Raw genomic sequence first — 23,956 nt, forward strand, 5'->3', positions numbered from 1 at the left:
GAAATCATGAAAGTTACAATTAAAGAAGTTGCAAAAGAAGCAAATGTTTCTACATCAACTGTTTCTAGAGTTATATCGGATAGTCCTCAAATAAGTGAAAGGACAAAGGAACAGGTTAGAGAAGTGATCAATAAACTTAAATACAAGCCTAATGCAATAGCGAGAAGTTTAGCAAATAGTAAAAGTAGAATTATAGGAGTAGTTCTGCCCAATGAATCACAAGATTTAATAACAAATCCTTTCTTTATACAAGCTATGAAAGGTATGAGTGGTTATGCTCAAAGTAAAAAGTATTATCTTATGTATGCATTTAGTGAAGATGAGAAAAGTGAATCAGATTATATAAATAATTTTATAACTAGTAATTTAGTTGATGGAGTATGTTTGTTACGTGCAAGGTCTGACGATAAAAGTATTAAAGATCTTAAAAAGTGGGGATTTCCATTTGTAGTAATAGGAAGACCGGAAGAATCTGAAGATATGCTTTGGGTAGATAACGATAATTTTCAAGCAACTTATAATTTAGTAAATGAGTTCATAAAAAAGGGGCATAAAGATATTGCTTTTTTAGGTGCAAAGAATGAGTGGAATGTATCAAAAGATAGATTAAAGGGATACAAAGTTGCGTGTGAAATTAATGGTATTTTAGTACAAGATAAAAATGTTATAATGACAAGTGAATTTGGCGAACAGGAAGGTATGAATGGAGCTATTAAATTATTAGACAATAGTGATCCAACAGCCATAATAGTAGAAGATGATATATTAGCTTTTGGTGTACTTAAAGTGCTTAAGCAAAGAAATATTAAAAACATAGAAGTTGTAGGATTTAACAACAGCCCATTAGCTGAATTTCAAAATCCTCCACTGTCATCAGTTGACATCAATGCGAAAGAACTTGGATATTATGCTGCAAAAATTTTAATAGATTCATTAGAACACAATGAAATATTAATAAATCATTACATTATTGACTCTAAACTTATAAAACGAGAATCATTTAAATAGAACAAATATAAAATTATGATTTGAATTATTTGTGAAATTGCAAGCCGGTGCATTTATAAATGTTTGATATATAGATTTACAAGTTATAGTATTGAAAATTTAAGATAAATAAAGGGATTCTTTTAAAATTGAAAAATACTTTAGGTTTAAAAGAACTCTTTTTCAATTGGAAATTATCTTAATTAATTATGGAAATTAAAGAACGAGTGAGTTATAGTTATGTTAACGTTTAACAGAATTATAACAAAAAATAAGAAGTTTATTATCATTAATATAGCAAATTAATAAGGTGAAGGAGATTTATAATGAAGATAACAAGAGAAAAAAGTGCAGCAAAAAAAGATAAGAACAAGAAAATGGGTACTAGTCTTAAAAAGAAGATAATAATAAGTTATATGATAGTGCTGAGTTTTATGCTCACAATTGCAAGCGTTTGCGTAAACCAAATGAAGAATGTTATAATCGAACTCGGAACAACGCAAGATATAATTAATAATGCAGCAGTTCAAACAATGACTAAACAAAATATGAGAGCATCTATTACAGCACTTGAAACTTCAGTAAGTAAATTTACAAGTATAGCCATTGTAGTTTCAATTATCGGATTTATAATTACCTTAGTTTTAGCAGTAGTTATAATTAGAGGAATACTTAATCCATTAAAGGATTTAAGCAAGCTTGCACATTCACTAAGAGAAGGGGATTTAACTGCCAAGCTTGAGGGGAAAAAATATGATAAGGAAATAGGGGATGTTGTAGATAGTTTAAATAATGCGATGAATGCCAATAGAGCAATGGTAGGTAATATATATACATATTCAAAACTATTAATAAAATCAAGTGCAGATCTTAATGAAATAGTTAAATCAATTAGCAGTAGGATCATAGATGTTAACTCTGCTACCGAAGTTATATCAAGTGAGGTTGAACAGTTAAGTGCAGTATCACAAGAAGTTAATGCTTCAACCTTAGAAATAAGATCTACTGTATCAAATTTAAATGAGAAAGCACAAACCGATATTAAATCAGCGGAAACTATAAGAAATAAAGCTATTAAAGTTAAAGAAAAGGGACAAACAGCAGCAAAAAATGCAAGAAGAATTTACACAGAAAAAATTGATAATATCAATAATGCAATTGAACAAGGAAAAGTAGTAAAAGACATTAAAATCATGGCAGATGTAATATCTGGAGTTTCAGAACAAACTAATTTATTAGCATTAAATGCAGCAATAGAGGCAGCTAGAGCTGGAGATCAAGGTAAAGGATTTGCTGTAGTTGCTGATGAAGTGAGGAAGTTGGCAGAACAAAGTAAAGATACTGTTGATCAAATAAAAAAAGTTATTAGTGAAGTAGATGGAGCATTTGATAATTTAAGTGGACATAGTAAAGAGTTATTGACTTTTATAGAGAAAGATGTTGATGGTGATTATGAACTTCTAATTCAAACTGCAACAAGTTATGAAAATGATTCTAAGTTAATTACTAATATGTCAGAAGAGATTCAAAGTAGAAGTAAGATTATTGAGAATGTCATAATTCAAATAACTGAAGGTATTAATAGTGTGAGCTCAAATGCAGTTGAAACTTCAAGTAAATCCCAAGATATACAAACAAGTGTAGAAGAAGTTACAAGTCAAGTTCAAACTATTGTTGAAGCAATTAGAGAACAAACTTCACTTGCAGAAGAACTTAAAGATGTTATTAATGTATATAAGATTTAGTGAAAATTGGAATGTAATTATAGAAGATAAATGTATAATGTGTTACTATTTGTATAAGGATAACTCAAAGTCTAAAGGCTAGGGGAGCTATATATGAATAAAAGAAGTTCTAGGAATAAGCATCACAAAAAATATCAAGAAGATGTTAAAGAAAACAAGACTTATTGGAAAAATGCAATTTCAATTATTATAAGCATATTAATTATAGGTGGAGTAGGATTTTATTTTAAAAATATAAAGAGTCCAATGGATAAAAAGGTTGAAGCTAATAGTAAAATAAGTGATGTAACTAAAGATATAGCTGAAGAGGAGAAAAAGGACGAAGTTATAATAAAAGAACCCGTTAAAAAGACAATTTTGATTTCTTTTGCAGGAGATTTTACGTTAGGAACAGATACTAAATTCGGATATGATGGTAGTTTACCAGCAGCATTCATAAATAGTGGGAGAAAATATTCCTACTTTATGCAAAACGTATCTAGCGTATTTAGCAAAGATGATTATACCTTGGTAAATTTAGAAACAACATTTACAGATTCAAATGTTAAAGCACCTAAAGATGGAGATATATTTTATAACTTTAAAGGGCCAAAAGAATATGTGAATATTCTTACAACGGGATCTATTGATGGTGTTACAATATCGAATAATCATATTTATGATTATGGCAAGCAAGGGATACAAGATACCATTAATGCACTGAAAGAAAATAATATTGATATATGTGGAGAAGGCTATAAAATTTTAAAAGAGATACAAGGTGTTAAATTCGGATTTTTAGGATATACAGGTTGGGAATATTCAAATGAATTAAAAACAAAAATAATTAATGATATTAGTGAATTAAAAAATCAAGGAGCAGAAGTCGTTATTCCATATTTTCATTGGGGAATAGAGAGATCATATGAACCTTATGATGTTCAACAAAACTTAGCTAGATTTGCTATTGATAATGGGGCAGATGCAGTTATAGGCTCACACCCTCATGTAATTCAAAGTATGGAAAATTATAAAGGTAAACTTATAGCATATTCCATGGGAAATTTCTGTTTTGGGGGGAATTCAAATCCTCCAGATAAAAGAACATTTATACTTCAGGTTAAGGCAAATATGCAAGATGATAAGTTGGTGAACTTTGAATATAAAGTACTTCCGGCAATGGTTTCTTCAAGAAGTGATAAAAATGATTATATTCCAACGCTTGCAACTGGTGAGAATAAAACTAACATATTGAAAACATTAAATGAATTATCACCAACCTTAAACGGGAATATTAAAGATGAATTTTTTGATATAAAAAAAGTTAATTAGTAAATAGAGTAATATAAAAGGATTGTTTTAAAATGATTAAAAGTTATTTTAAAACAATCCTTTTTATACTAACAATTGAATTGTGGTGTAGTCACCTTTGGTTTATCTTGGTTACTATTTTCTTTAGTGTGGCCTATTGTTACAAAATTGAAAGATAAATGTAAGGATTATCAATATAACATTGATTAAAGTTGAGTTACTATACAAATATAGCAATTTAGATAAGAACTGATTTTTAATTTTGTATTAAATAAAAATAAATTACTGAATCTATATATATTGAAATTAACAATTAACAATTGTGGAAGAAATTTTTACAGAATTTCTTGAATTTGAAATGAAGAATCATTTTTGCAATATATCTAAGTGAATAATATTGTTTAAGAAAAAATTAATGTTTTATTAAGAGTTATATTATATTGGAAATGATATACTAAGAAGTGTTGTAGGGAAAATTATATATATAAACATTATTATGGAAGTTAAGTAATGAAATATATAAATTAAATGGAGATGTATTCAAAGATGCAAAGGAAGATTATCTTTATGTTAACTACTTATATTATATATAAATGAAAGAAGGTTATTAATAGTGGGGGTACGTTTTAAAATGCCAAAGTTAGATATTAAAAAATTAAAACCCAAAGGAATAAGTCTTAAGGGGTTAAAATTAAAAAAGAAACCGAGTAAAAAGGTAATAATATTTGGAGTGATATTTGTTATTATTGTGGCATTTATAATAGTTAAAGTAATAATGCCTAAACCAGCATTGCCAGTTAAACATACAGTTTTATCAAAAGGCAAAATAATTAATAGTATTAATGTTTTAGGTGAAATAAATAGTAAGGATACAACTAATGTATATAGTACATTAAGTAATCCTGTTAAAGAAGTTAAGGTACATGTTGGAGATAAGGTTAAGGCTGGAGATGTACTTGCAACATTAGATTCCGATAGTTTAGAAAAGGATGTAAAGCAATTAGAAGCAACTACAGTAGCAGCAGAAGCTAATGCAAAATCAGATCTTGAAAATAAAAAGAAGGCTTACGATAATGCTTCATATTTATATGATAATAATTTGAATACTGAAATCAGAAATGCAGAAGAAGCTTTAAAATCAGCAAAGCTTAATTTAGCTGATAAGAAAAGAACACATGAAAATAATAAAGCATTATATGATGCAGATGCACTTACAAAGAATGATTTAAATAAGAGTGAAATAGAATATTCTAATGCACAATCAGATTATGATAAAGCAGGAGTTGCAATAGAAAATGTAAAAGTTAGAGCATCACAAGATTTAGATACAGCAAAAAGCACTTATGAAGCAGCAGAAACAGCTTATAATAATAAGAGTCAAAGAATTACTCTTGAAAAGCAACAAAGTGAATTAGAAAAGTGTGAAGTTAAAACACCTATTGATGGAACTATTACAGTAGTAAATGCTGTTGTGGGAAATCCAGGAACAGGAACTTTATTTGAAGTTGAAAATTTAGATGATATGGAAATAAAAACATCAATTAAAGAAGTAGATATAGCTAACGTTAAAGTAGGGCAAAGAACAGAAATAAAAACAGATACAACAGGTGAACTTGTTATTGCAGGTGAAATTGTAAGCGTTAGTCCATCAGCAAAAAAAGGAGGATCAACTCCAATAAAAGCTGATAGTCAATCAACTAGCAGTAGCAGTGATACTGGTTTTGAAACAAAAATTAAAATTAATGATATAAATGAAAATATGAAACCTGGAATGAGTGCAAGAGTAAATGTTATTTTAAACGAAAAATCAGATATTTATACAATTGCATCAGATTCCATAGTTCAAAATGAAAATGGTAAAAGTATATATGTAGCAGAAAAAAGTGGCGAAAAGATAAATGAATATATAATTAAAGAATTACCAATAGAAACAGGACTAGAATCTGACTTTAATGTAGAGATTTCAGGTGAAGGAATTACAGATGGAATTATTATAATTGATGATCCTTTAACTTCTAAAGTTGGAGATAAGATTCAAATAAATGAGGGGTGAGTTTTTTGAAACGGAATATAATAGAGATGAAAAATATCGTTAAAAGCTTTTATATAGGAACTCCCAATCAATTAAATATTTTGAAGAATATTGATATAACAATAAAAGAAGGTGAGTTTGTAGCTATTGTAGGAGCATCTGGTTCTGGGAAAAGTACATTAATGAATATTATAGGAGCTCTTGATAGGCAGACTTCAGGAACGTATATTTTAGATGAATCTAATGTGGAAGAAGTATCGGATAATGGATTATCAGAAATACGTAATAGGAAGATAGGTTTTGTATTTCAAACTTTTAATTTAATACCTAGGAGTACTGCACTAAAAAATGTTGAGTTACCAATGCTTTATGCAGGGATGGGTAGAAAAGAAAGATTAGAGAAAGCTGAAAAATTACTACAACTTGTTGGGATGGAAGACAGAATGACACATGTACCAAATGAATTATCAGGTGGACAAAAACAAAGAGTTGCAATTGCACGTGCACTTGCAAATGAACCAAGTATAATACTCGCAGATGAACCAACAGGGGCACTTGATTCTTCAACAGGAAGATTAGTTATGGATTTATTTCATAAGGTTCATGAATTAGAAGGGAAAACTATAGTATTCATAACTCATAATCAGGAACTTGCAGCGGAAACTGAACGAATTATAACATTAAAGGATGGAAAGATAGTATCAGAACAATATAACAGTAAATACGTTAGAAAATTTCCAGTTGGTGAAAAAATATGTTTATAAAAGAAAATATATTACTTGCAATAGCAGGTATACGATCAAGTAAAATGCGTTCACTCTTAACTATGCTTGGAATTATAATAGGAATATCATCTGTTATAGGAATTGTTTCTATAGGAAGTGCAATTACATCAGCATTTACAGGTGAATTAGATAAAATGGGTGCTAATAATATGCAAGTTTATATAAGGGAAAGAAGTGAAGAAGGTTCTGAAGGAGGACGATCACGTAAGGAGCCAGAAGATAGTGATCTTATGACATTGGATCAAATAAATTCAATTCAGGACGCATTTTCAGATAGAATTAGCAGCCTAAGTATATCATCACAACAGGGCAACGGGAAAGTTAAGGATGGTTATTTATATGCGAATATAACAACTACAGGCGTAAATGAAGGATTTAAAGATGTTAATAATGTAAAGATGATTAGTGGAAGATTTATTTCTAGTAAAGATGTTAAAGGTCTGAAAAAAACAGCTGTGGTTTCAGAGAAACTTGTCAATAATATCTTTAAAGGAAAGTCTGACCCTATAGGTAAAGAGATTAAAGTTTATATAGAAGATAATATTGAGACATATATTATTGCAGGGGTATATAAATATGAAGCACCTTCATTTCTAGAAGGTGGAGGCAATACAGCAAAAGAAAAAGATATACAAACTAATATATATATTCCAATAACAACAGCAAAAGTAGATAAAAAAAATAAAAATTATTCTTATTTTATGATTAAACCTAGTACGACTACTGATCAAGATAAGCTTGTTAAAGATGTAAAAAAGTATACAGAAAAGTTATACAAGAATAATAAAAATTGGGAACTTGAAGTTTCCAATCTTAAGAATCAAGCAGAATCTATTACATCAGTCCTTGGTAAGATTTCAATGGGTATATCTGTAATTGCAGCCATATCATTACTTGTAGGTGGAATAGGAGTAATGAATATAATGCTTGTATCTGTTACAGAAAGAACAAGGGAAATTGGTACAAGAAAAGCTCTTGGAGCTAAAAGCAGTCATATAAAAATGCAATTTATAATTGAATCAGTTATAATATGTTCAATTGGAGGAACAATAGGTATAGTACTTGGAATAGGAATGGGCATAATAGCATGTATAGTATTAAAGTCACCTATATCAATATCCATTCCAACAATTATAATAAGCTTTACTTTCTCAATGGCAATTGGAGTATTTTTTGGATATTATCCAGCTAAAAAGGCAGCAAGCCTTGATCCAATTGAAGCTTTAAGGTATGAATAGTCACATAAAAGAAAATAATAGATTTAAGATTCATATATATTTTTTTGAAGCGTCTAATAAAAATAAATAATATGAAATAAGAAGATGATTAGCTTAGAAGGAGTTTGAAAATTATTCTAAGTTAATCATTTTATTTATAATAAAATATTTTTTATAAGCTTAAATACTTCTTTTATTATTTTAATCACATAGAAAGTTGATAAAGTTACTAATATTTATTGACAAGAGATTTTAACCATGTATAATTAATATTATTAAATTAAATATTTAAATAAGCTAATCTTATTAAGAGTGGTGGAGGGACTGGCCCTTTGAAACCCGGCAACCTGAAAAAAATTTCATGTGAATTTTTTCGTTGGTGCTAAATCCTGCAAGAGAATATCTTGAAAAATGAGAGGAAAATTAAGTTTATTAGAACTTATGTTATGACGATAGAGTCACTTCTTATTTTAGAAGTGGCTTTTTTTAATATTTTTTTCTAAGGTATTAAAATGTATTAAAAGTAACAAATTAAGCATTAAGCAAAAAATAAGAGGGAGGCAAAAAAATGACTTTAAAAAAATCTTTTGAAACAATTGCAGTTAGTGGAGTATCAGGTGGAGATAAAGCTACAGGTGCAATAAGTTTTCCAATATACCAATCAGCTACATTTAAGCATCATGGACTTAATAATAGTACAGGATATGATTATTCTAGGGCTCAAAATCCAACAAGGGAAGAAGCTGAAAAAACATTAGCTGTTTTAGAAGGCGGAAAAGAAGCAATAGGGTTTTCTTCGGGAGTTTCAGCAATTACTGCCTGTATACATCTATTTAAAAGTGGAGACAATATAATTTTATCTGACGATTTGTATGGAGGGACATACAGATTATTCGAAGAAACTTATAAAGATTTTGGGTTACAAGCTATATTTGTTGATACAACAAATACTAAAAATATAACAGCTGCTATAAATGAAAATACAAAAGCTATATTCATAGAGACACCTTCTAATCCAATGATGAAGGTAACTGATATAAGAGCAGTAGCAAAAATAGCAAAGGAAAATAAGTTGCTAGTAATTGTAGATAATACTTTTTTGACACCTTATTATCAAAAACCATTAGAATTAGGTGCTGATTTGGTAATTCATAGTGGAACTAAATTTTTAGGTGGGCATCATGATTTATTAGCTGGATTTATAGTAGGAAATGATGAACAGATTTTACAAAGATTAAGACGAATTCATATGTCTACTGGGGCAACATTATCTCCGTTTGATTCATGGTTAATTTTAAGAGGAATTAAAACATTACATATTAGATTAGATAGAGCACAAGAAAATTCAATAAAAATAGCAAAATTTTTAGAAAGTAATTCTAACATAGAGAAAGTTTATTATGTAGGATTAGAAAACTTTGAAGGCTATGAATTGAATAAAAAACAATCAACAGGTTTTGGGGCAACATTATCTTTCAGAGTTAAGGATAAAAAAATAGTACCTAAAATTTTAGAAAGTGTTAAAGTAATAAGATTTGCAGAAAGTTTAGGTGGAGTAGAAACATTAATAACATATCCAATAACTCAAACTCACTCAGAAATTCCAGAAGATATTAAGAAGAGATTAGGAGTAGATGAATATTTACTTAGACTATCAGTTGGTATAGAAAATATAGATGACTTAATAAAAGACTTGGAAAATGCGATTAATTCAGTTAAGAGTTAAGAGTTTTGGTGGAAAAGCCAACGGCTTTTCAAAAATAAAATATATTTTAAAAGAATTTACGCAGTAAATTCATCATTAATTGTTAACTGTTAATTACAAATTGTTAATTGAATAAAGAGGGGTGTAAATTATGAATTTTGGAACTAAATTAATACATGCAAGCGGGGAACTAGATCCTACAACAGGTTCGGTAAGTACTCCAATATATCAAACATCAACATTTCATCAATTTGATATAAATAATTTTGGTAAATATGATTATTCAAGATCAGGAAATCCAACTAGAGAAGTAGTAGAAAAGTTAATAGCAGAACTTGAAGGTGGAGAATGTGGTTTTGCATTTGCTTCAGGTATGGCGGCTATTTGTTCTGTATTATCAATATTTTCAGCAGGGGATAACATTGTAATTTGTGGTGATGTATATGGTGGAGCATATAGGGCCGCAACAAAATTATTTTCAAGATTTAATATTGAATTTACCTTTGTAGATGCAACCAATATTGAAGAAATAAAAAATGCTTTCAAGGAAAATACAAAGGGACTTTATTTAGAAACTCCTTCAAACCCATTATTAAAGGTCACAGATTTAAGAGCTGCTAGTAAAATAGCTAAGGAAAATGGAGTAATTACAATAGTAGATAACTCATTTATGTCACCATATCTACAAAGACCATTAGAACTTGGTGCAGATATAGTAGTTCATAGTGCAACTAAATTCTTAGGGGGACATAGCGATGTGTTGGCTGGACTTGTTGTAACTAAGACAAAGGAACTTGGGGATAGGGTTTATCAAATACAAAATACCTTTGGAGCTGTACTTGGACCGCAAGATTCATGGCTTTTGATTAGAGGAATTAAAACTTTAAAAATTAGATTAGATGTAATGCAAAAAAGTGCTCAAAAGTTGGCACAGTGGCTTGAATCAAGAGAAGAAGTTGAGAAAGTTTATTACCTTGGACTACAATCAATGGAAGGAAGAGAAGTGCATTTAGAACAAGCAGATGGTGCAGGTGCAGTTTTATCCTTTAAGTTTAAGACTTTAGAAAGAACTACAATTTTCTTGAACAGTGTAAAAAATGTAGCAGTGGCAGTAAGCTTAGGTAGTGTCGAAACTATAGTTTCATATCCAGCTAAAATGAGTCATGCATCAATTCCAAAAGAAGAAAGAGAACAACTTGGAATTACAGATACATTAATAAGAGTATCGGTAGGTCTTGAGGATATAGAGGATTTAATAGAATCATTTAAAGAAGCGATTGAAAAATAAGACATTTATTTCTATCATTTTGAATTAGCCTAAATAAAGGAATCAGAGAAAGTTAATATATAAATAACTTTCTCTGATTTTTTTTTATCTAAAGATAAATTATCTAAAGTTCAAGGACTAAACACACCATTTAATTTTTTATTTGAAACATTTTCTCTTTTTTAGTGTAATAGTTATTGTAGTACATGTATTAGGCACAATCAAAAAAACAACAAGTCCATCTGCCAGAAAAGTTCCGTATTGTAGCACAGCTACTCTTTTCTAATGTGCCCATTTTCCATCATCCTGCATCAGTAAAATACCATAATAGGCCCACTATGATGGCACTTTACTTCCTTGCCTGATGAAAAATATTCATGGCAGTTTTGGACTTGTTATTTATTTTCATGTGCCTTAATTTAATTTTTTTAATATAGTTATTAAGTTTGATATAGAATCACTTAACATAGTTACTTCATCATCAGAAAGTGGTGATATTTTTTCAACAAATGAATTACAAATAGCAACACGAAAAGCATCCAATAATGTACGAGCTTTTGTAGTTAATTCTACTCTAAGAATTCTTCTGTCTTTGGAGTCTGGATATCTATCAACTAATCCATAAGAAATCAAATTATCTATAATAGGAGTCATATTGGATTTTGATATATTTAGATTATCTGCTATTTGTGAAATTGGAGATGAATTGGAGTCAGCAAGATAAAAAATAACCCTAACATGTGAAGGGGGAATAGAACATTCTGAAATACAATTTTCCATTTTTTTCATTGGTGAATGAAAACTTTTAGCTATATCATTTTCTCTAAGTACATTATTTTGAATAATCCATAAAAAGTTTACTAAGGAATCCGCGACTTTAAATAAATTATCTTTATCCATATTAAAACAAATCCTTCCTATGATAATATGACTAAATTATAAACTATTAATAATTTGAAAACAAGGGGAAAAGTTATTGACTTATAATAGTTATAAATTTATAATCAATATTATGAATAGAATGTATTGGTATTATATCTAATTATTAATAAATTAGGTGGGTGGAAAAATATAAGCTTGAATTAAGTTTTAGTTAAGGAAAAAATAAGATGTGGCCTTTATTATTAAAAGTGTAAAATACAAAATACATTTTAAAATAAATATTAAAAACATAATTTTAATTCACTTTATGCCAATAAACGTTTTAACGTAGAAATTAAAGAAATATAGAAAAATATTAGAAATTTAAAAAGAGATGATTTGAAATTGGGGAGGAAAACATGAAAAAATATTTAGCATTATTTTTATTAATTAGTTCATTAGGACTAGTAGGATGTGGAGAAGTACCAAAAGAAGTAGAAAAACCAATAGCTGTATCAGTACAAATGGCTAAGGGTGGAGCTATAAAAAATACAAATACATTTACGGGAACAACTAAAGTTAAGGAAGAAACATCTGTTACAGTAGAGATGGGTGGAACAATTCAAGAAATATATGTAACTCTAGGTCAAGAAGTAAAAAAAGGAGACAAGCTTTTGACAATTAAAGGTGATGATGCACAAAATAGTGTAAAACAAGCAGCAGCAGCCTTAGAAATTGCAAAAGCAAGTTATACAAATACAACAGATGGAAGTATAGAAAGTCAACAAAATTCATTGAATAATGCTCTGAAATTAGCTCAAACGTCTTATGACGAAGTTAAGAGAAGTCATGACCTTAATATTCAACTTTATCAAGCAGAGGCCATAAGTGAAGATGCATATAAAAAATCCGAAGTAGGGTTAAACCAAGCTAAACAAAATTTAGATATGGCACAAAAATCTTATGATACTTCAAATGGTAAAAGTATTCCTGAATTAAAGGAATTAGCAGAAAAACAACTTAATCAAGCACAAGTTTCTTACGATATAGCTGCTAGTAATTTAAATAAACTTATTTTAACTTCACCGACAGATGGAATCATAACAGCTAAGAATTTTAATGTTAATGAGATGGCAAGTCAGCAAAAACCAGCATTTGTTATTTCTACTCCAAATACTTTGCAAATAGATTTAATGGTGACTCAATCTGATTTACCTAAATTTACAGCATTACAAGAAGTTGATGTAACAATGAATAATAAAGTGATTAAGGGTACAGTAAGATATGTGCCCACAGTAGCTAATACAACAACATCACTATATGATGTTGAAGTGCTGGTAGATAATTCACAAGGGGATTTTAAGGCTGGAATATCAGCAGATGTTGAAGTAAGTATAGAAAAAAACGAGCAAACAATAACAGTTCCTAAAAAGGCTGTTTTTGAAGATGATGGCAAAAAATATGTATACATAAATAATTCGGATAATAAAGCGGTTAAAACAGAGATTACAACAGGCATTGTAACATCTACTACAATGGAAATCAAAAGTGGAATAAGTAAAGATGATACAGTTGTTATTGGAGGATTAAATCTAATTTCTGATGGAACTAGCATATTCCCAGTAGTAAAGGAGGATTAGTATTATGAGTTTAACGAAAACTTCCATTAGACGTCCTCTTATGATAGTTATGGCTTTCGTAGTATTAATCATGTTTGGTTTTATTGGATATTCAAAAATGACTGCAGATACAATGCCAAAGATGGAAATTCCTGTTTTATCAATTCAAACTGTATGGCAGGGTGCAGGGCCTGAGGATATTGATAAACAAATAAGTGAAAAGATAGAAGAAAAAGTTTCAGCTGTTTCTAAGGTTAAAGAGACAGGGACTTATTCAAGGGAAAGTGTTTCAGTTGTCGTAATACAATTTGAATATGGAACTGATATAAATACTGTAATAAATGATGTTAAATCTAAAGTAGATGAAGTTAAAAGTGAATTACCTAGTGAGGCAGAAGCACCAGCAGTTATTAAAATGGATGTAATGAATGCAAGTGCTATAGGAAGACTTGTTATTTCAGGTGGTAAGAATAAGGATGACCTAATGAAATATGCAGAGGATGTTGTACAAACAAAAATTAAAACTGTAGATGGTGTTACAGAAGCTGACATTGTTGGAGGAGAAAAATCACAAGTTAATATAACAGCTGATCCAGCTGTATTATCTAGTTATAATGTCAGTATATCGACTATTAAAAGTGCAGTCCAAGCTACTAATAAAACATTCCCATATGGTTCTATTGTTGAAGGTGACGATAAAATTGTTTTAAGAGGAATGGATCAATTAAATTCATTGGATGATATAAAACAAATTCAAATTTCTACTAATAAAGGACAGTCTGTTAGATTAGATGAAATTTGTAATGTAGAATATGGTACTGTAGAGAAAAAAGATGTATATAGATACAATGGTGAAGAAAGTTTAATAATAGATGTTAAGAAGCAACAAGATGCTAATACCATAAAGGTTATGGAAGGAGTTAATAAAGCAGTAGATGAGCTTAGTAAGAACAATTCGAAATATGATACTAAGGTTGTTAGTGATACAAGTGAATATATTAAAACTTCTGTTAATAATGTAATTTCAGAAATCTTTATAAGTTCTCTTATTTCATTTATTATAATTTTAGCATTTTTAAAGAGTTTTAGAGCATCATTTGCTGTAGCATTAGCAATACCTACATCTATAGTAGGTACAATAGCATTTCTGTATTTTACTGGTGAAACGCTAAATATGCTTACATTAAGTTCACTGGTAATATCAGTTGGGCTTGTTGTAGATAATTCAATTGTTGTCATAGAAAATATATTTAAGTATAAGAATAATAAGAATTTTACTAATGAAGAAGCTGCACTGCAAGGAACGCAAACAGTAACTAGTGCTATTACAGGATCAACACTTACAATAATATGCGTATTTTTACCTATATTGTTTACTGATGGTCTTACTAAAATAATATTTCAATCATTATCTAAAACAATTATTGCAGCATTAACAATATCATTACTGGTAGCACTTACACTTGTGCCTAGTATGTTTAATAAATTGAGTGGTGGGAAAAATGCTGCAAAAATGAAAGAAAAGCCTTCACCTATATTTGATAAGATAAGTGAAGTTTATATGAAATTAATAAATGTTTCATTAAAACATAAAAGTATAGTTGTATTATTAAGTACAGCATTATTTGTTATTGCTATATTTGGAGCTACATTTTTAAAAATGGAATTTATGCCAGCATCAGATAAAGGGAAAATAAGTATAAAAATAGAAGTACCAGAAGGTTTAGCATTGAAGCCAAGTGATTATTATGTTTCTATGGCAGAACAGAAGATTTCTGATATTCCAGAAATAAAAACAACAATAACAACATTAAAAACCTCCGGTAGTAGTAATAGTTCAGATATAAAGATAGAATTGGTTCCAAAAGAAAAACGAAAGAAATCTACTGATGAAGTGGAAAAGGAAATAACGGAGAGAATGAATACTGTCCCAGATTGTAAAATAAAAGTTGCATTAGACAGTAGTTCAACTGGTGAAGGTAGTAGTTCTGATTTTGCTATGCAATTAAAGGGTCCAGATATGGATACGTTAGAGGTATTAGCAAAACAAATTGGAGATAAGTTTAGCACTATAGATGGATTTAAAAATATAGAGACATCTATTGCTGATACATCTCAGGAAGCACAATTTATAATAAATAAGCAAAAAGCAAATAAATATGGGATTAATGTTTCATCAATTGCTTCAATATTGCATACAGCTGTAGTTGGAGATTCAGTAACAACAGCTAAGATAAATGATTATGAAGTAGATGTTAACTTAAAATTCCAAGGAAATAGTATTGATAATTTAGAGGATATAAAACAAATAAAAGTAATGTCAAAGGCAGGAGAGGAAATCCCATTAGGACAGATAGCAGATATAAAAATGGCTGAGGGATTAAAACAGATTAATAGAACAGATGGAGATTATTCTGTAAGTATTACAGCTGGTCTTAAGGGAGTGGATACAGGAACAGCAACAAAACAAGCAACTGCTGCAATAAAAGAAATGAATTTACCAAAGGATTATGAAGCAAGTACTAGTGGTGATGCAAAGAACATGCAAGAGTCTATGATGGGACTTGTTTATGCAATGGGAATAGCAGTAATATTAGTATATATGGTAATGGTAGCAGAATTTGAATCCTTTAGTAAGCCATTTATTATAATGACTTGTATACCATTTGCCTTTGTTGGTGTTGTTGCTATATTATTAATAACGAGGATAAAAATCAGTATAGTAGGAATGTTAGGTGCAATTATGCTAGTAGGTATTGTTGTTAACCATGGTATAGTATTAATTGATTATATTGAGCAATTAAGAAAATCCATGGAAGGAAAGTTAAGCATAGAAGAAATAGTTTCAAAAGGTTCAGCAGCAAGATTAAGACCAGTTATAATGACAGTTTTAACAGCGGCATTTGGTATGTTACCAACAGCATTAGCTTTAGAAGAAGGCGGAGAAATGATGCAATCTCTAGGGGTAATAATCATAGGGGGACTTAGTGTTTCAACATTAGTTACATTGGTATTAATTCCAGTCATCTATGTAATTTTTGATAATTTAGAAAAGAAATTTACTAATAAAATTCACAAAGTAACAGGGAAGATATCAGAGAAGTATGAACAATTTAAAGAAGAAAAGATAAGACCTAAGTTTAGTAAGTTTACAAACAATGATATAGAACCTAAAGTTATAGATAAAGATAGGAATATAGACTTAAAAAAATAGATTTAAGGAAATAAAGTGTTGAATTAAAAGGAACTATTTTGAAATATAATTAATATGAGGTATAATTATATCAATTAAGGTTAATTCGAAATAGGCCCTTTAATTAGGAGAAGAAATGTATTTAATAATAAGATATAATTTAATGAAGAGGTGAAACCATGAGAAAGAATATAAATAAATTAGTGGCAGTTGCAATTGGAGTAAGTATTATGAGTGGAAGTGCTATACCAGTATTTGCAGCAGATACTACTACACAAAATGCAAGTATAAGCACAAGTGTACAAGCACAAACAAATGGAAAATCAGTTTTTACTTTAGATGATGCTATAACGGCTGCTGCTAGCAATAGTGATACATTAGCACTTGATGATAAGACAATAAGTTATCAAAACAAAATAAATGATACTAATGAAGATCTTGATGATGCTAGAAACGTTGGTGGGGATGAAGAAGATCTTAATAAGGATACTCGTGATAACAAATTAAAACAAGCAAAACAACAAAGGGATTTTGATGAAGATAATTTAATACAAAAAACTACTAAAGCGTATAATGATATAGTTACTAAACAAATGAAGATAGCTAAAACGATAAAATTATTAGAAGTTAAAAATAAAGAACTTAACGATGCAAAGTTAAAGAAAAACTTAGGAATTAGTACAACAGGTGAGTTAGGTGATACTGAGCTTCAAATACAAAACTTGCAAAATCAACAAAAATTAAGCGTAAATCAACTAAAGGATGCACAAGATAGCTTTAAAGTATTAACGGGTAAAGATGTAACTAAATTTACATTGGAACAAGACATTAAGTATGAAAAATTTAAAATAGAGGGTTCTGTAGATGATTATCTAGACAATATTATAGATAATTATTTAAAATTAAACATAGACTTATTAAAGCTAAATAAAGATTATTACGATGATAAAGATCATCAAGTATCAGAAGATGATGTGAAAACTGCAAAAACTACATCAGATACTACTCAAGCACCTGTATTAGCTAGTGGTGCAACTGTTGATCAGTATACACAGTATCAGAAAGCTCTTAGTGACTATCAAGTTGCTAAAAATGCATATACAAATAAGTTATCTGATCGTATATCATATTTAACTACTAGGTTAGCTATTTCTGGAAATCAAACTGCTTTAGAAATAAATAAAAAGCAATTAAAAGATAATTTAAAACAATTATATACAAACATTCTTTCTAAAGAAGCGGATATTGAGTATTTAAAGGGAAAGATAGAATTAAACAATAAAAAACTTAGTAATGCAAAGCTTAAATATGATTTAGGAATGATGACTAAATCAGAGTATACTAAGTTAATTGTAGATGATCAAGGTAGTGAAGATTTAGATATTCAATTAAGAACTGATATAGATACTTATAATACTTTCAAAGAGACAATACAAAAGCCTTGGGTCAAGTAGTGAGGGTCAGCAAATAGTTAATAAAATATAAGTGATGATAGTAATTTAGGATAAGCAAGAACATAGGACATCTAAAGTATTAAAAGCTAACAATAGATAGTTTAAATAGGTATGAAATTAATGATTTAAGATTAAGATGTAGCATTAATTTCATACTTATATTTATGTCCAGATTAAAGTACTAAAAATGAACAAAAATAAAAATGTGGAATATTAGGATGAAAGCCATATTATATATTATAGACAAAATATATTTATATGATAGAATATAGGCAAGGGTATGAAATAAAAATTGAAAGGTGGGATAGTATAGAAAGATATTTTTAATTTAAAATTAAGCGCCAGAACTTGCGAAAGCAAGTTGACGAGGTTGGGGAGTTATCGAAACTTCGGCGGGTGCCCCACGGTAAAGCATCTTATTATTTTATTTAAGATGCTGCAGCACTACCGTTAACAACTGGCAAAACTTTAAAGCAATTTGAAGTACAAATCCAGTTTGGTGTTAAAACCTTCTAAAGTTTAAGGCTTTTAGGGTACTAGGATTATTATGCCCTTTTTTAGTGAGCTCTTTATTAGCAAATGGTTCATATAATAAGATATGCACTGAAAACTTTATTATTGCTAGTACAAAGCTTTAAAACTTAGACAAAATCAAATATTAAAAGACTTACTCAAATTAGTTAGTTAAGAGTAAGCTTAAAGAGACGGAAGGAAGAATAAATATGTGCGGAATAGTTGGATATTTAGGAAGTGGAAGAGCAACATCATTTTTGATTAATGGGTTGTCAAAGTTAGAATATAGAGGATACGATTCAGCTGGAGTTGCTGTTCTTAATAATGGAAACATTGAAGTAAGAAAGTTTAAGGGACGTTTAGCTAATTTAGCTAATGATATAAAGGAAAATCCTGTTGAAGGAAATATAGGAATAGGTCATACTAGATGGGCAACTCATGGAGCACCATCTGATGTGAATTCTCATCCACATTTAAATAGTAAAGAAACAATTGCTGTAGTTCAAAATGGTATTATTGAGAACTATTTGACTTTAAGAACATGGCTTAAGGGAGAAGGGTATACTTTTAAATCAGAAACTGATACAGAAGTAATTCCAAACTTAATTGATTATTATTATAAGGGTGATTTATTTGAAGCAGTTAGAAAAGCTCTTAAGAGGCTTGAAGGAAGTTATGCTTTAGGGGTTGTTTGTAAAGATGAACCGGACAAGCTTATTGCTGTAAGAAAAGAATGTCCATTAATAGTTGGACTTGGAAAAGATGAATGGTTTATAGCATCAGATATTCCAGCAGTATTAAGTTATACAAGAGATGTATATCTTTTAGAAGATCACGAAATAGCTGTTCTTACAAAAGATGGAGTTAAGCTTTATGGTCAAGATGGACAAGAAATTCAAAAAGAAATATATCATGTAACATGGAGCGAAGATGCTGCTGAAAAAGGTGGATTTGAAGATTTCATGTTAAAAGAAATTCATGAACAACCAAGAGCTATAAGAGATACTATGGCTGGAAGAGTTTCCATGGAGAATGAAATATTGTTAAATGAATTAAAGATTACTAAAGAAGATCTTCAAAATACTGATAGAATATTTATAGTAGCTTGTGGTACTGCATATCATGCTGGACTTGTAGGGAAGAATTTAATAGAATCACTTGCAAGAATACCTGTTGAAGTAGATATTGCATCAGAATTTAGATATAGAAATCCATTAGTTACAGATAAGTCTTTAGTTATTGTAATAAGTCAATCAGGAGAAACAGCAGATACTTTAGCAGCACTTAGAAATAGTAAGAATATCGGTGCTACAATTATTGCATTAACAAATGTAGTAGGAAGTTCAGTTTCAAGAGAAGCAGACCACGTATTATACACATTAGCAGGACCAGAAATATCTGTTGCTTCAACAAAAGCTTATACAACTCAAATTATTGGAATGTATATGATGGCGATGACGTTTGCCAAAATTTTAGGTAAACTAAAGAGTGATAGATTAAATAAATTAAAAGAAGAGTTATTAAACTTACCAGAAAAGGTAGAATTAATTTTAGAAGATAAGGAAATAATAAAGAAGATAGCTGAAGGTGTAGCTGAAGAAAAGGATATGTACTATTTAGGTAGAGGATTAGATTATGCATTAGCATTAGAAGGTTCACTTAAGCTTAAAGAAATATCATATATCCATTCAGATGCATATGCAGGTGGAGAGTTAAAGCATGGTCCTATAGCGTTAATTGAAGAAGGAACAAAGGTTGTAACTTTATTAACTCAAGAAGCTTTAAAAGAAAAAATGGTGAGTAATATAGTTGAAGTTAAAGCTAGAGGAGCAAAAGTTATTGGAATTTGCTACGAAGGAACAAAGGGATTAGAAGAAGTTCTGGACCAAGTTATCTATATTCCAAGAACTATAGATATATTTGCACCAGTACTTGGAGTTGCAGTGCTTCAATTATTCTCATATTATGTTGCTAAGGCTAAGGGCTGCGATATTGATAAGCCTAGAAATTTAGCCAAGTCTGTTACTGTGGAGTAATATGAATATTTAACCATAAAAGTTTTATAGATTTAGAATAAGATTATTAAAAGATAGAGAGAAAATCAGGATTACTACCTGACTTTCTCTCTTATTTTTAGTGGAAAGTTATTAAAATATAGTTGAACTTAGAATATAAGAATATAAGAAAGGTTGAAATGAAATAGCTGGTTTAATAGATGGTACTAAGGAAAAAGTTTATAGGTCTGTTAATACTGAACTTATAAATTTATATTGGAATATTGGAAGAACAATAAAAGAAGATATTATAAAAAAAGAAAGAGCTGATTACGGAAAGAAGATAATAGACAATTTAAGTAAAGAACTAACAGGTAACTATGGAAATGGATATAGCAGAAGTAATCTGTTTAGAATGGTTTGATTTTATGAAGCATTTTCAACAGAGGAAATTGTCGCTACACTGTCGCAACAATTAACATGGTCTCATATCAAGGAACTTATATCATTGGAAGATAATTTAAAAAGAGAGTTCTATGCAACCATTTGTAATACTGAAAGATGAAGTGTAAGAACTTTAAGAGAGGGAATTGGTTCAATGATGTAAGCTATATTTAAAGAGGCAGAAGAAACAATAGTAAATGATTTAAAGTTACTTAGAGAAGAAAATAAAATAACACCAGATTTTTTTAGGAAGAGTAGGTTCGAAATGAAAAAAGGAATAGGTGCTTATAATGTCTAATTTAAATTGTTATTATGAAAATATGACTGTAGAATGGATAAATGATGTAAAGTATATAAGTCCATCGCCACATCCAAATCATGGTATTGTATATAGTGAACTTTTTAATGATTTCTATAATTATTTAAAAGGAAAAAGTTGCAAGGTATTTTCAGATAAAACCGATTTGTGTTTAGCCAATCCTAATGAGCCAATAAATATTGCTGATTTAAAAAAGCCTATTGTTCCAGATTTGTTTGTAATATGTGATAATAAATTTGAACTCGTGGGAAATAATATAGTATGCATACTAGATTTTATATGCGAAATAGTTAGTCCAAGTTCAATCAAAATGGAGAATACCATAAAAAAAGAATTATATTTAGACAAAGGTGTTAAAGAGTATTGGATAGTAAATTATTTGGATAAAACTATTAAAGTTTATTTTGAAAATAAAGAAATTAATTTCTCTTTTGAAGATGAAGTAAAAGTAAACATATTTAACAACTTGACTATATGTTTAAAAGATATAGAATTGTTTGAAGTGTAAAATATTATTTGTTGATAATTATATAATTGGTGTACACCACTAAAAAACTCATGTTAAAAGTCAGGAATTTTTAATCAGAAAATGATTAGATTTCCTGGCTTTATTTACACGGAGTGTAAATTTAATTTTAAATTTGCATGTTTGAAATAAAGCTATTAGAAAATCAGAATTACTACGTGGTTAGCTCTCTTATTTTTAGTTGAAAATTATATAATATTATAGTTGAACCTAGCATGTAAGCGATTTATAATACTAAGAATTTAAGAATTTAAGAATTTAAGAATTTAAGAATTTAAGAATTTAAGAATTTAAGAATTTAAGAATTTAAGAATTTAAGAATTTAAGAATTTAAGAATTTAAGAATTTAAGAATTTAAGTTTTTTTTAAAGTTATATGCTTAAGTGTTTTACAATAAAAGCATTTAAAAATAAAAACATATAACAATTTATAGGGAATATAAAGGTTTACAAGGAATGTTATAATTATTATCCACCATACTAGAATAAAATTATTAAGATAATGAATACCTAGGCTGTACTTTTAAATAAAGTACACAAGTTTTTAATATTAAGATATAATTTTTACTATAAAGTCAAAGGAGCTATTTAAAAATGAAAAGTAGAAAATGAAACAGTTTGGATGACTCAGAAAGCAATAGCGGAGTTATATCAAAAAAATGTAAGAACAATTAATGATCATATAATAAACATTTATAATGAAGGTGAATTAGAAGAAAGTATAACTAACCGGAAAAGCCGGATAGTTCAAAATGAAGGAAATAGAAGGGTTGAACGTGAAGTATCATTTTATAACCTTGAGATGATAATATCCATAGGTTATAGAGTTCGTTCACATAGAGGTACACAATTTAGACGTTGGGCAACAGAAAGACTTAATGAATATCTAGTAAAAGGATTCACAATGAATGATGAACGATTGAAAGAAGTGAAAAATTTAGGCGAAGATTATTTTGATGAATTACTAGAACGTATTAGAGATATAAGGGCTTCTGAAAAGAGATCTTATAAAAAAATTACAGATATATATGCATTATCAGTAGATTATAATCCTAAGACAGAAATGGCTAAACAGTTTTTTGCAACTGTTCAAAATAAATTACATTTTGCAATACATGGTCACACTGCAGCAGAACTTATTGCAGAAAGAGTAGATTATAATAAAGATAATATGGGGCTTACAACTTGGAACGGTAATAAAGTTAGAAAAATGGATATAACAATTGCAAAAAATTATTTAACAGAAAAAGAAATAATGTCTTTAAAAGAAATTAGTTGGACTAATAATATTCATATAGTATAAAAAACTAAAAGCATAGAAGAAAAAGAATTTTATATAAAAAGTTAGTGCAACAAAAACAGGAGAAGCGTGATAGAAATAAAAATAAGCATACATCCCCAAGGATAATATGATTTCCTTGGGGATGTATTTTCTTTAAATAATATCTTAAAAATACTTGACTTGGAGTGGACTCCAAGTGATAGGGTATACATATAACAAATTACTCCCAAAAGTGTTTAAGTTTAAGATGTAAACTGTGAAAATATTATTAGCAAATGGAGGAATAAAATTATGAAAGTATTATTAGTAAATGGAAGTGTTGGTTACGTAACATGTAAATTGTATCCTTTCTTTTCACACGTACCTCTTTTTTTATAGAAATTTACTGCTTCATGGGAATTAATATCCATGTTGGTTACGTAAAAATCATGGTCACATTCTTCATACTCAAACATTTTTTCTTGAATCACTTTTGGGTAAGCTTTCTTCTTTCTTGACTCCATGTAGCTGGTTTTATGATTTCTGCCGTTCCATTTGAGGCATATGTATTACCGGATCTTTGAAATCCTGTCACAAAGTATTTGAGCTCAGAACAAAAGGACATCAAAACGTTATAGCATTTATTACAGTGTTTATTAGGATTATATCCTTTCATAGATCCTTCTTGATTTCCTTCAACATTCTCCACAGTACTATCTATATATATCGTTATTTCGGGACTATC

Annotated in this window: 15 protein-coding genes, 2 pseudogenes and 1 riboswitch; of the genes and pseudogenes, 15 read left to right on the forward strand and 2 right to left on the reverse strand. The window is 29.1% G+C overall.

Annotated elements, in window-relative coordinates; genetic code table 11:
- Positions 1–6: 6 nt before the first annotated feature.
- The 8 genes from psyc5s11_RS01400 (at position 7) to psyc5s11_RS01435 (ending at position 11,049) form a co-directional block, all read left to right on the forward strand.
- Positions 7–1,008 (forward strand): LacI family DNA-binding transcriptional regulator, encoded by a 1,002-nt coding sequence (locus tag psyc5s11_RS01400; RefSeq protein WP_224035888.1) that lies wholly within the window; start codon positions 7–9, stop codon positions 1,006–1,008.
- Positions 1,009–1,313: 305 nt separating this feature from the next.
- Positions 1,314–2,732 carry a methyl-accepting chemotaxis protein gene (locus tag psyc5s11_RS01405; protein WP_224035889.1) on the forward strand — a complete coding sequence of 473 codons (1,419 nt, stop codon included), beginning with the start codon at positions 1,314–1,316 and terminating at the stop codon, positions 2,730–2,732.
- 93 nt (positions 2,733–2,825) lie between these two features.
- A complete protein-coding gene (locus psyc5s11_RS01410) occupies positions 2,826–4,043 on the forward strand; it encodes a CapA family protein (protein ID WP_224035890.1) in 1,218 nt (405 codons plus the stop codon).
- Positions 4,044–4,653: 610 nt separating this feature from the next.
- Positions 4,654–6,075 carry an HlyD family secretion protein gene (locus tag psyc5s11_RS01415; RefSeq protein ID WP_224035891.1) on the forward strand — a complete coding sequence of 474 codons (1,422 nt, stop codon included), beginning with the start codon at positions 4,654–4,656 and terminating at the stop codon, positions 6,073–6,075.
- 5 nt (positions 6,076–6,080) lie between these two features.
- Complete coding sequence (locus psyc5s11_RS01420) at positions 6,081–6,818, forward strand: ABC transporter ATP-binding protein (RefSeq protein WP_311196399.1); 738 nt, start codon at positions 6,081–6,083, stop codon at positions 6,816–6,818.
- A complete protein-coding gene (locus psyc5s11_RS01425; RefSeq protein ID WP_224035892.1) occupies positions 6,809–8,077 on the forward strand; it encodes an ABC transporter permease in 1,269 nt (422 codons plus the stop codon). The genes psyc5s11_RS01420 and psyc5s11_RS01425 overlap by 10 nt, the downstream gene beginning before the upstream one ends.
- 279 nt (positions 8,078–8,356) lie before the next feature.
- Positions 8,357–8,474: riboswitch (SAM riboswitch) on the forward strand.
- A 150-nt stretch (positions 8,475–8,624) separates the two neighbouring features.
- Positions 8,625–9,782 (forward strand): trans-sulfuration enzyme family protein, encoded by a 1,158-nt coding sequence (locus psyc5s11_RS01430; RefSeq protein ID WP_224035893.1) that lies wholly within the window; start codon positions 8,625–8,627, stop codon positions 9,780–9,782.
- A gap of 130 nt (positions 9,783–9,912) precedes the next feature.
- Positions 9,913–11,049, forward strand: a complete 1,137-nt coding sequence (locus psyc5s11_RS01435) for a trans-sulfuration enzyme family protein (RefSeq protein WP_224035894.1) — start codon at positions 9,913–9,915, stop codon at positions 11,047–11,049.
- 393 nt (positions 11,050–11,442) lie between these two features.
- On the opposite strand, the gene psyc5s11_RS01440 is transcribed toward psyc5s11_RS01435, so the two are convergent.
- Positions 11,443–11,928: a MarR family winged helix-turn-helix transcriptional regulator gene (locus tag psyc5s11_RS01440; RefSeq protein ID WP_224035895.1), complete on the reverse strand. Its 486-nt coding sequence runs from the start codon at positions 11,926–11,928 to the stop codon at positions 11,443–11,445.
- A 380-nt stretch (positions 11,929–12,308) separates the two neighbouring features.
- On the opposite strand from psyc5s11_RS01440, the gene psyc5s11_RS01445 reads away from it, so the two are divergent.
- The 7 genes and pseudogenes from psyc5s11_RS01445 to rhuM all read left to right on the forward strand — a co-directional run bounded on the left by psyc5s11_RS01445 (position 12,309) and on the right by rhuM (position 23,253).
- Positions 12,309–13,529: an efflux RND transporter periplasmic adaptor subunit gene (locus tag psyc5s11_RS01445; RefSeq protein WP_224035896.1), complete on the forward strand. Its 1,221-nt coding sequence runs from the start codon at positions 12,309–12,311 to the stop codon at positions 13,527–13,529.
- A 4-nt stretch (positions 13,530–13,533) separates the two neighbouring features.
- On the forward strand, positions 13,534–16,722 hold the full coding sequence (locus psyc5s11_RS01450) for an efflux RND transporter permease subunit (protein WP_224035897.1): 3,189 nt from the start codon (positions 13,534–13,536) through the stop codon (positions 16,720–16,722).
- A gap of 158 nt (positions 16,723–16,880) precedes the next feature.
- The gene (locus psyc5s11_RS01455) at positions 16,881–18,155 is read left to right on the forward strand and encodes a TolC family protein (protein ID WP_224035898.1); all 1,275 of its coding nucleotides are present in this window, start codon (positions 16,881–16,883) and stop codon (positions 18,153–18,155) included.
- Between the two features lie 722 nt (positions 18,156–18,877).
- Positions 18,878–20,704: a glutamine--fructose-6-phosphate transaminase (isomerizing) gene (gene glmS, locus psyc5s11_RS01460; RefSeq protein ID WP_224035899.1), complete on the forward strand. Its 1,827-nt coding sequence runs from the start codon at positions 18,878–18,880 to the stop codon at positions 20,702–20,704.
- Positions 20,705–20,867: 163 nt separating this feature from the next.
- Positions 20,868–21,227 (forward strand): annotated as a pseudogene (locus psyc5s11_RS01465) (DUF1016 N-terminal domain-containing protein).
- A 169-nt stretch (positions 21,228–21,396) separates the two neighbouring features.
- Positions 21,397–21,933 carry a Uma2 family endonuclease gene (locus tag psyc5s11_RS01470; RefSeq protein WP_224035900.1) on the forward strand — a complete coding sequence of 179 codons (537 nt, stop codon included), beginning with the start codon at positions 21,397–21,399 and terminating at the stop codon, positions 21,931–21,933.
- A 639-nt stretch (positions 21,934–22,572) separates the two neighbouring features.
- Positions 22,573–23,253, forward strand: a complete 681-nt coding sequence (gene rhuM, locus psyc5s11_RS01475) for a RhuM family protein (RefSeq protein ID WP_224035901.1) — start codon at positions 22,573–22,575, stop codon at positions 23,251–23,253.
- A gap of 490 nt (positions 23,254–23,743) precedes the next feature.
- Here the strand turns inward: rhuM and psyc5s11_RS01480 are convergent.
- Positions 23,744–23,944, reverse strand: a pseudogene (locus psyc5s11_RS01480) (IS1380 family transposase); the annotation flags it as partial.
- Positions 23,945–23,956: the final 12 nt, after the last annotated feature.

This window comes from Clostridium gelidum (assembly GCF_019977655.1).
GTDB classification, from domain to species: domain Bacteria; phylum Bacillota; class Clostridia; order Clostridiales; family Clostridiaceae; genus Clostridium; species Clostridium gelidum.

Coding starts and splice junctions, on each gene's coding strand:
- psyc5s11_RS01400 (WP_224035888.1), top strand. CDS start 7: ATGAAAGTTACAATTAAAGAAGTTGCAAAAGAAGCAAATGTTTCTACA.
- psyc5s11_RS01405 (WP_224035889.1), top strand. CDS start 1,314: ATGAAGATAACAAGAGAAAAAAGTGCAGCAAAAAAAGATAAGAACAAG.
- psyc5s11_RS01410 (WP_224035890.1), top strand. CDS start 2,826: ATGAATAAAAGAAGTTCTAGGAATAAGCATCACAAAAAATATCAAGAA.
- psyc5s11_RS01415 (WP_224035891.1), top strand. CDS start 4,654: ATGCCAAAGTTAGATATTAAAAAATTAAAACCCAAAGGAATAAGTCTT.
- psyc5s11_RS01425 (WP_224035892.1), top strand. CDS start 6,809: ATGTTTATAAAAGAAAATATATTACTTGCAATAGCAGGTATACGATCA.
- psyc5s11_RS01430 (WP_224035893.1), top strand. CDS start 8,625: ATGACTTTAAAAAAATCTTTTGAAACAATTGCAGTTAGTGGAGTATCA.
- psyc5s11_RS01435 (WP_224035894.1), top strand. CDS start 9,913: ATGAATTTTGGAACTAAATTAATACATGCAAGCGGGGAACTAGATCCT.
- psyc5s11_RS01440 (WP_224035895.1), bottom strand. CDS start 11,928: ATGGATAAAGATAATTTATTTAAAGTCGCGGATTCCTTAGTAAACTTT.
- psyc5s11_RS01445 (WP_224035896.1), top strand. CDS start 12,309: ATGAAAAAATATTTAGCATTATTTTTATTAATTAGTTCATTAGGACTA.
- psyc5s11_RS01450 (WP_224035897.1), top strand. CDS start 13,534: ATGAGTTTAACGAAAACTTCCATTAGACGTCCTCTTATGATAGTTATG.
- psyc5s11_RS01455 (WP_224035898.1), top strand. CDS start 16,881: ATGAGAAAGAATATAAATAAATTAGTGGCAGTTGCAATTGGAGTAAGT.
- glmS (WP_224035899.1), top strand. CDS start 18,878: ATGTGCGGAATAGTTGGATATTTAGGAAGTGGAAGAGCAACATCATTT.
- psyc5s11_RS01470 (WP_224035900.1), top strand. CDS start 21,397: ATGTCTAATTTAAATTGTTATTATGAAAATATGACTGTAGAATGGATA.
- rhuM (WP_224035901.1), top strand. CDS start 22,573: ATGACTCAGAAAGCAATAGCGGAGTTATATCAAAAAAATGTAAGAACA.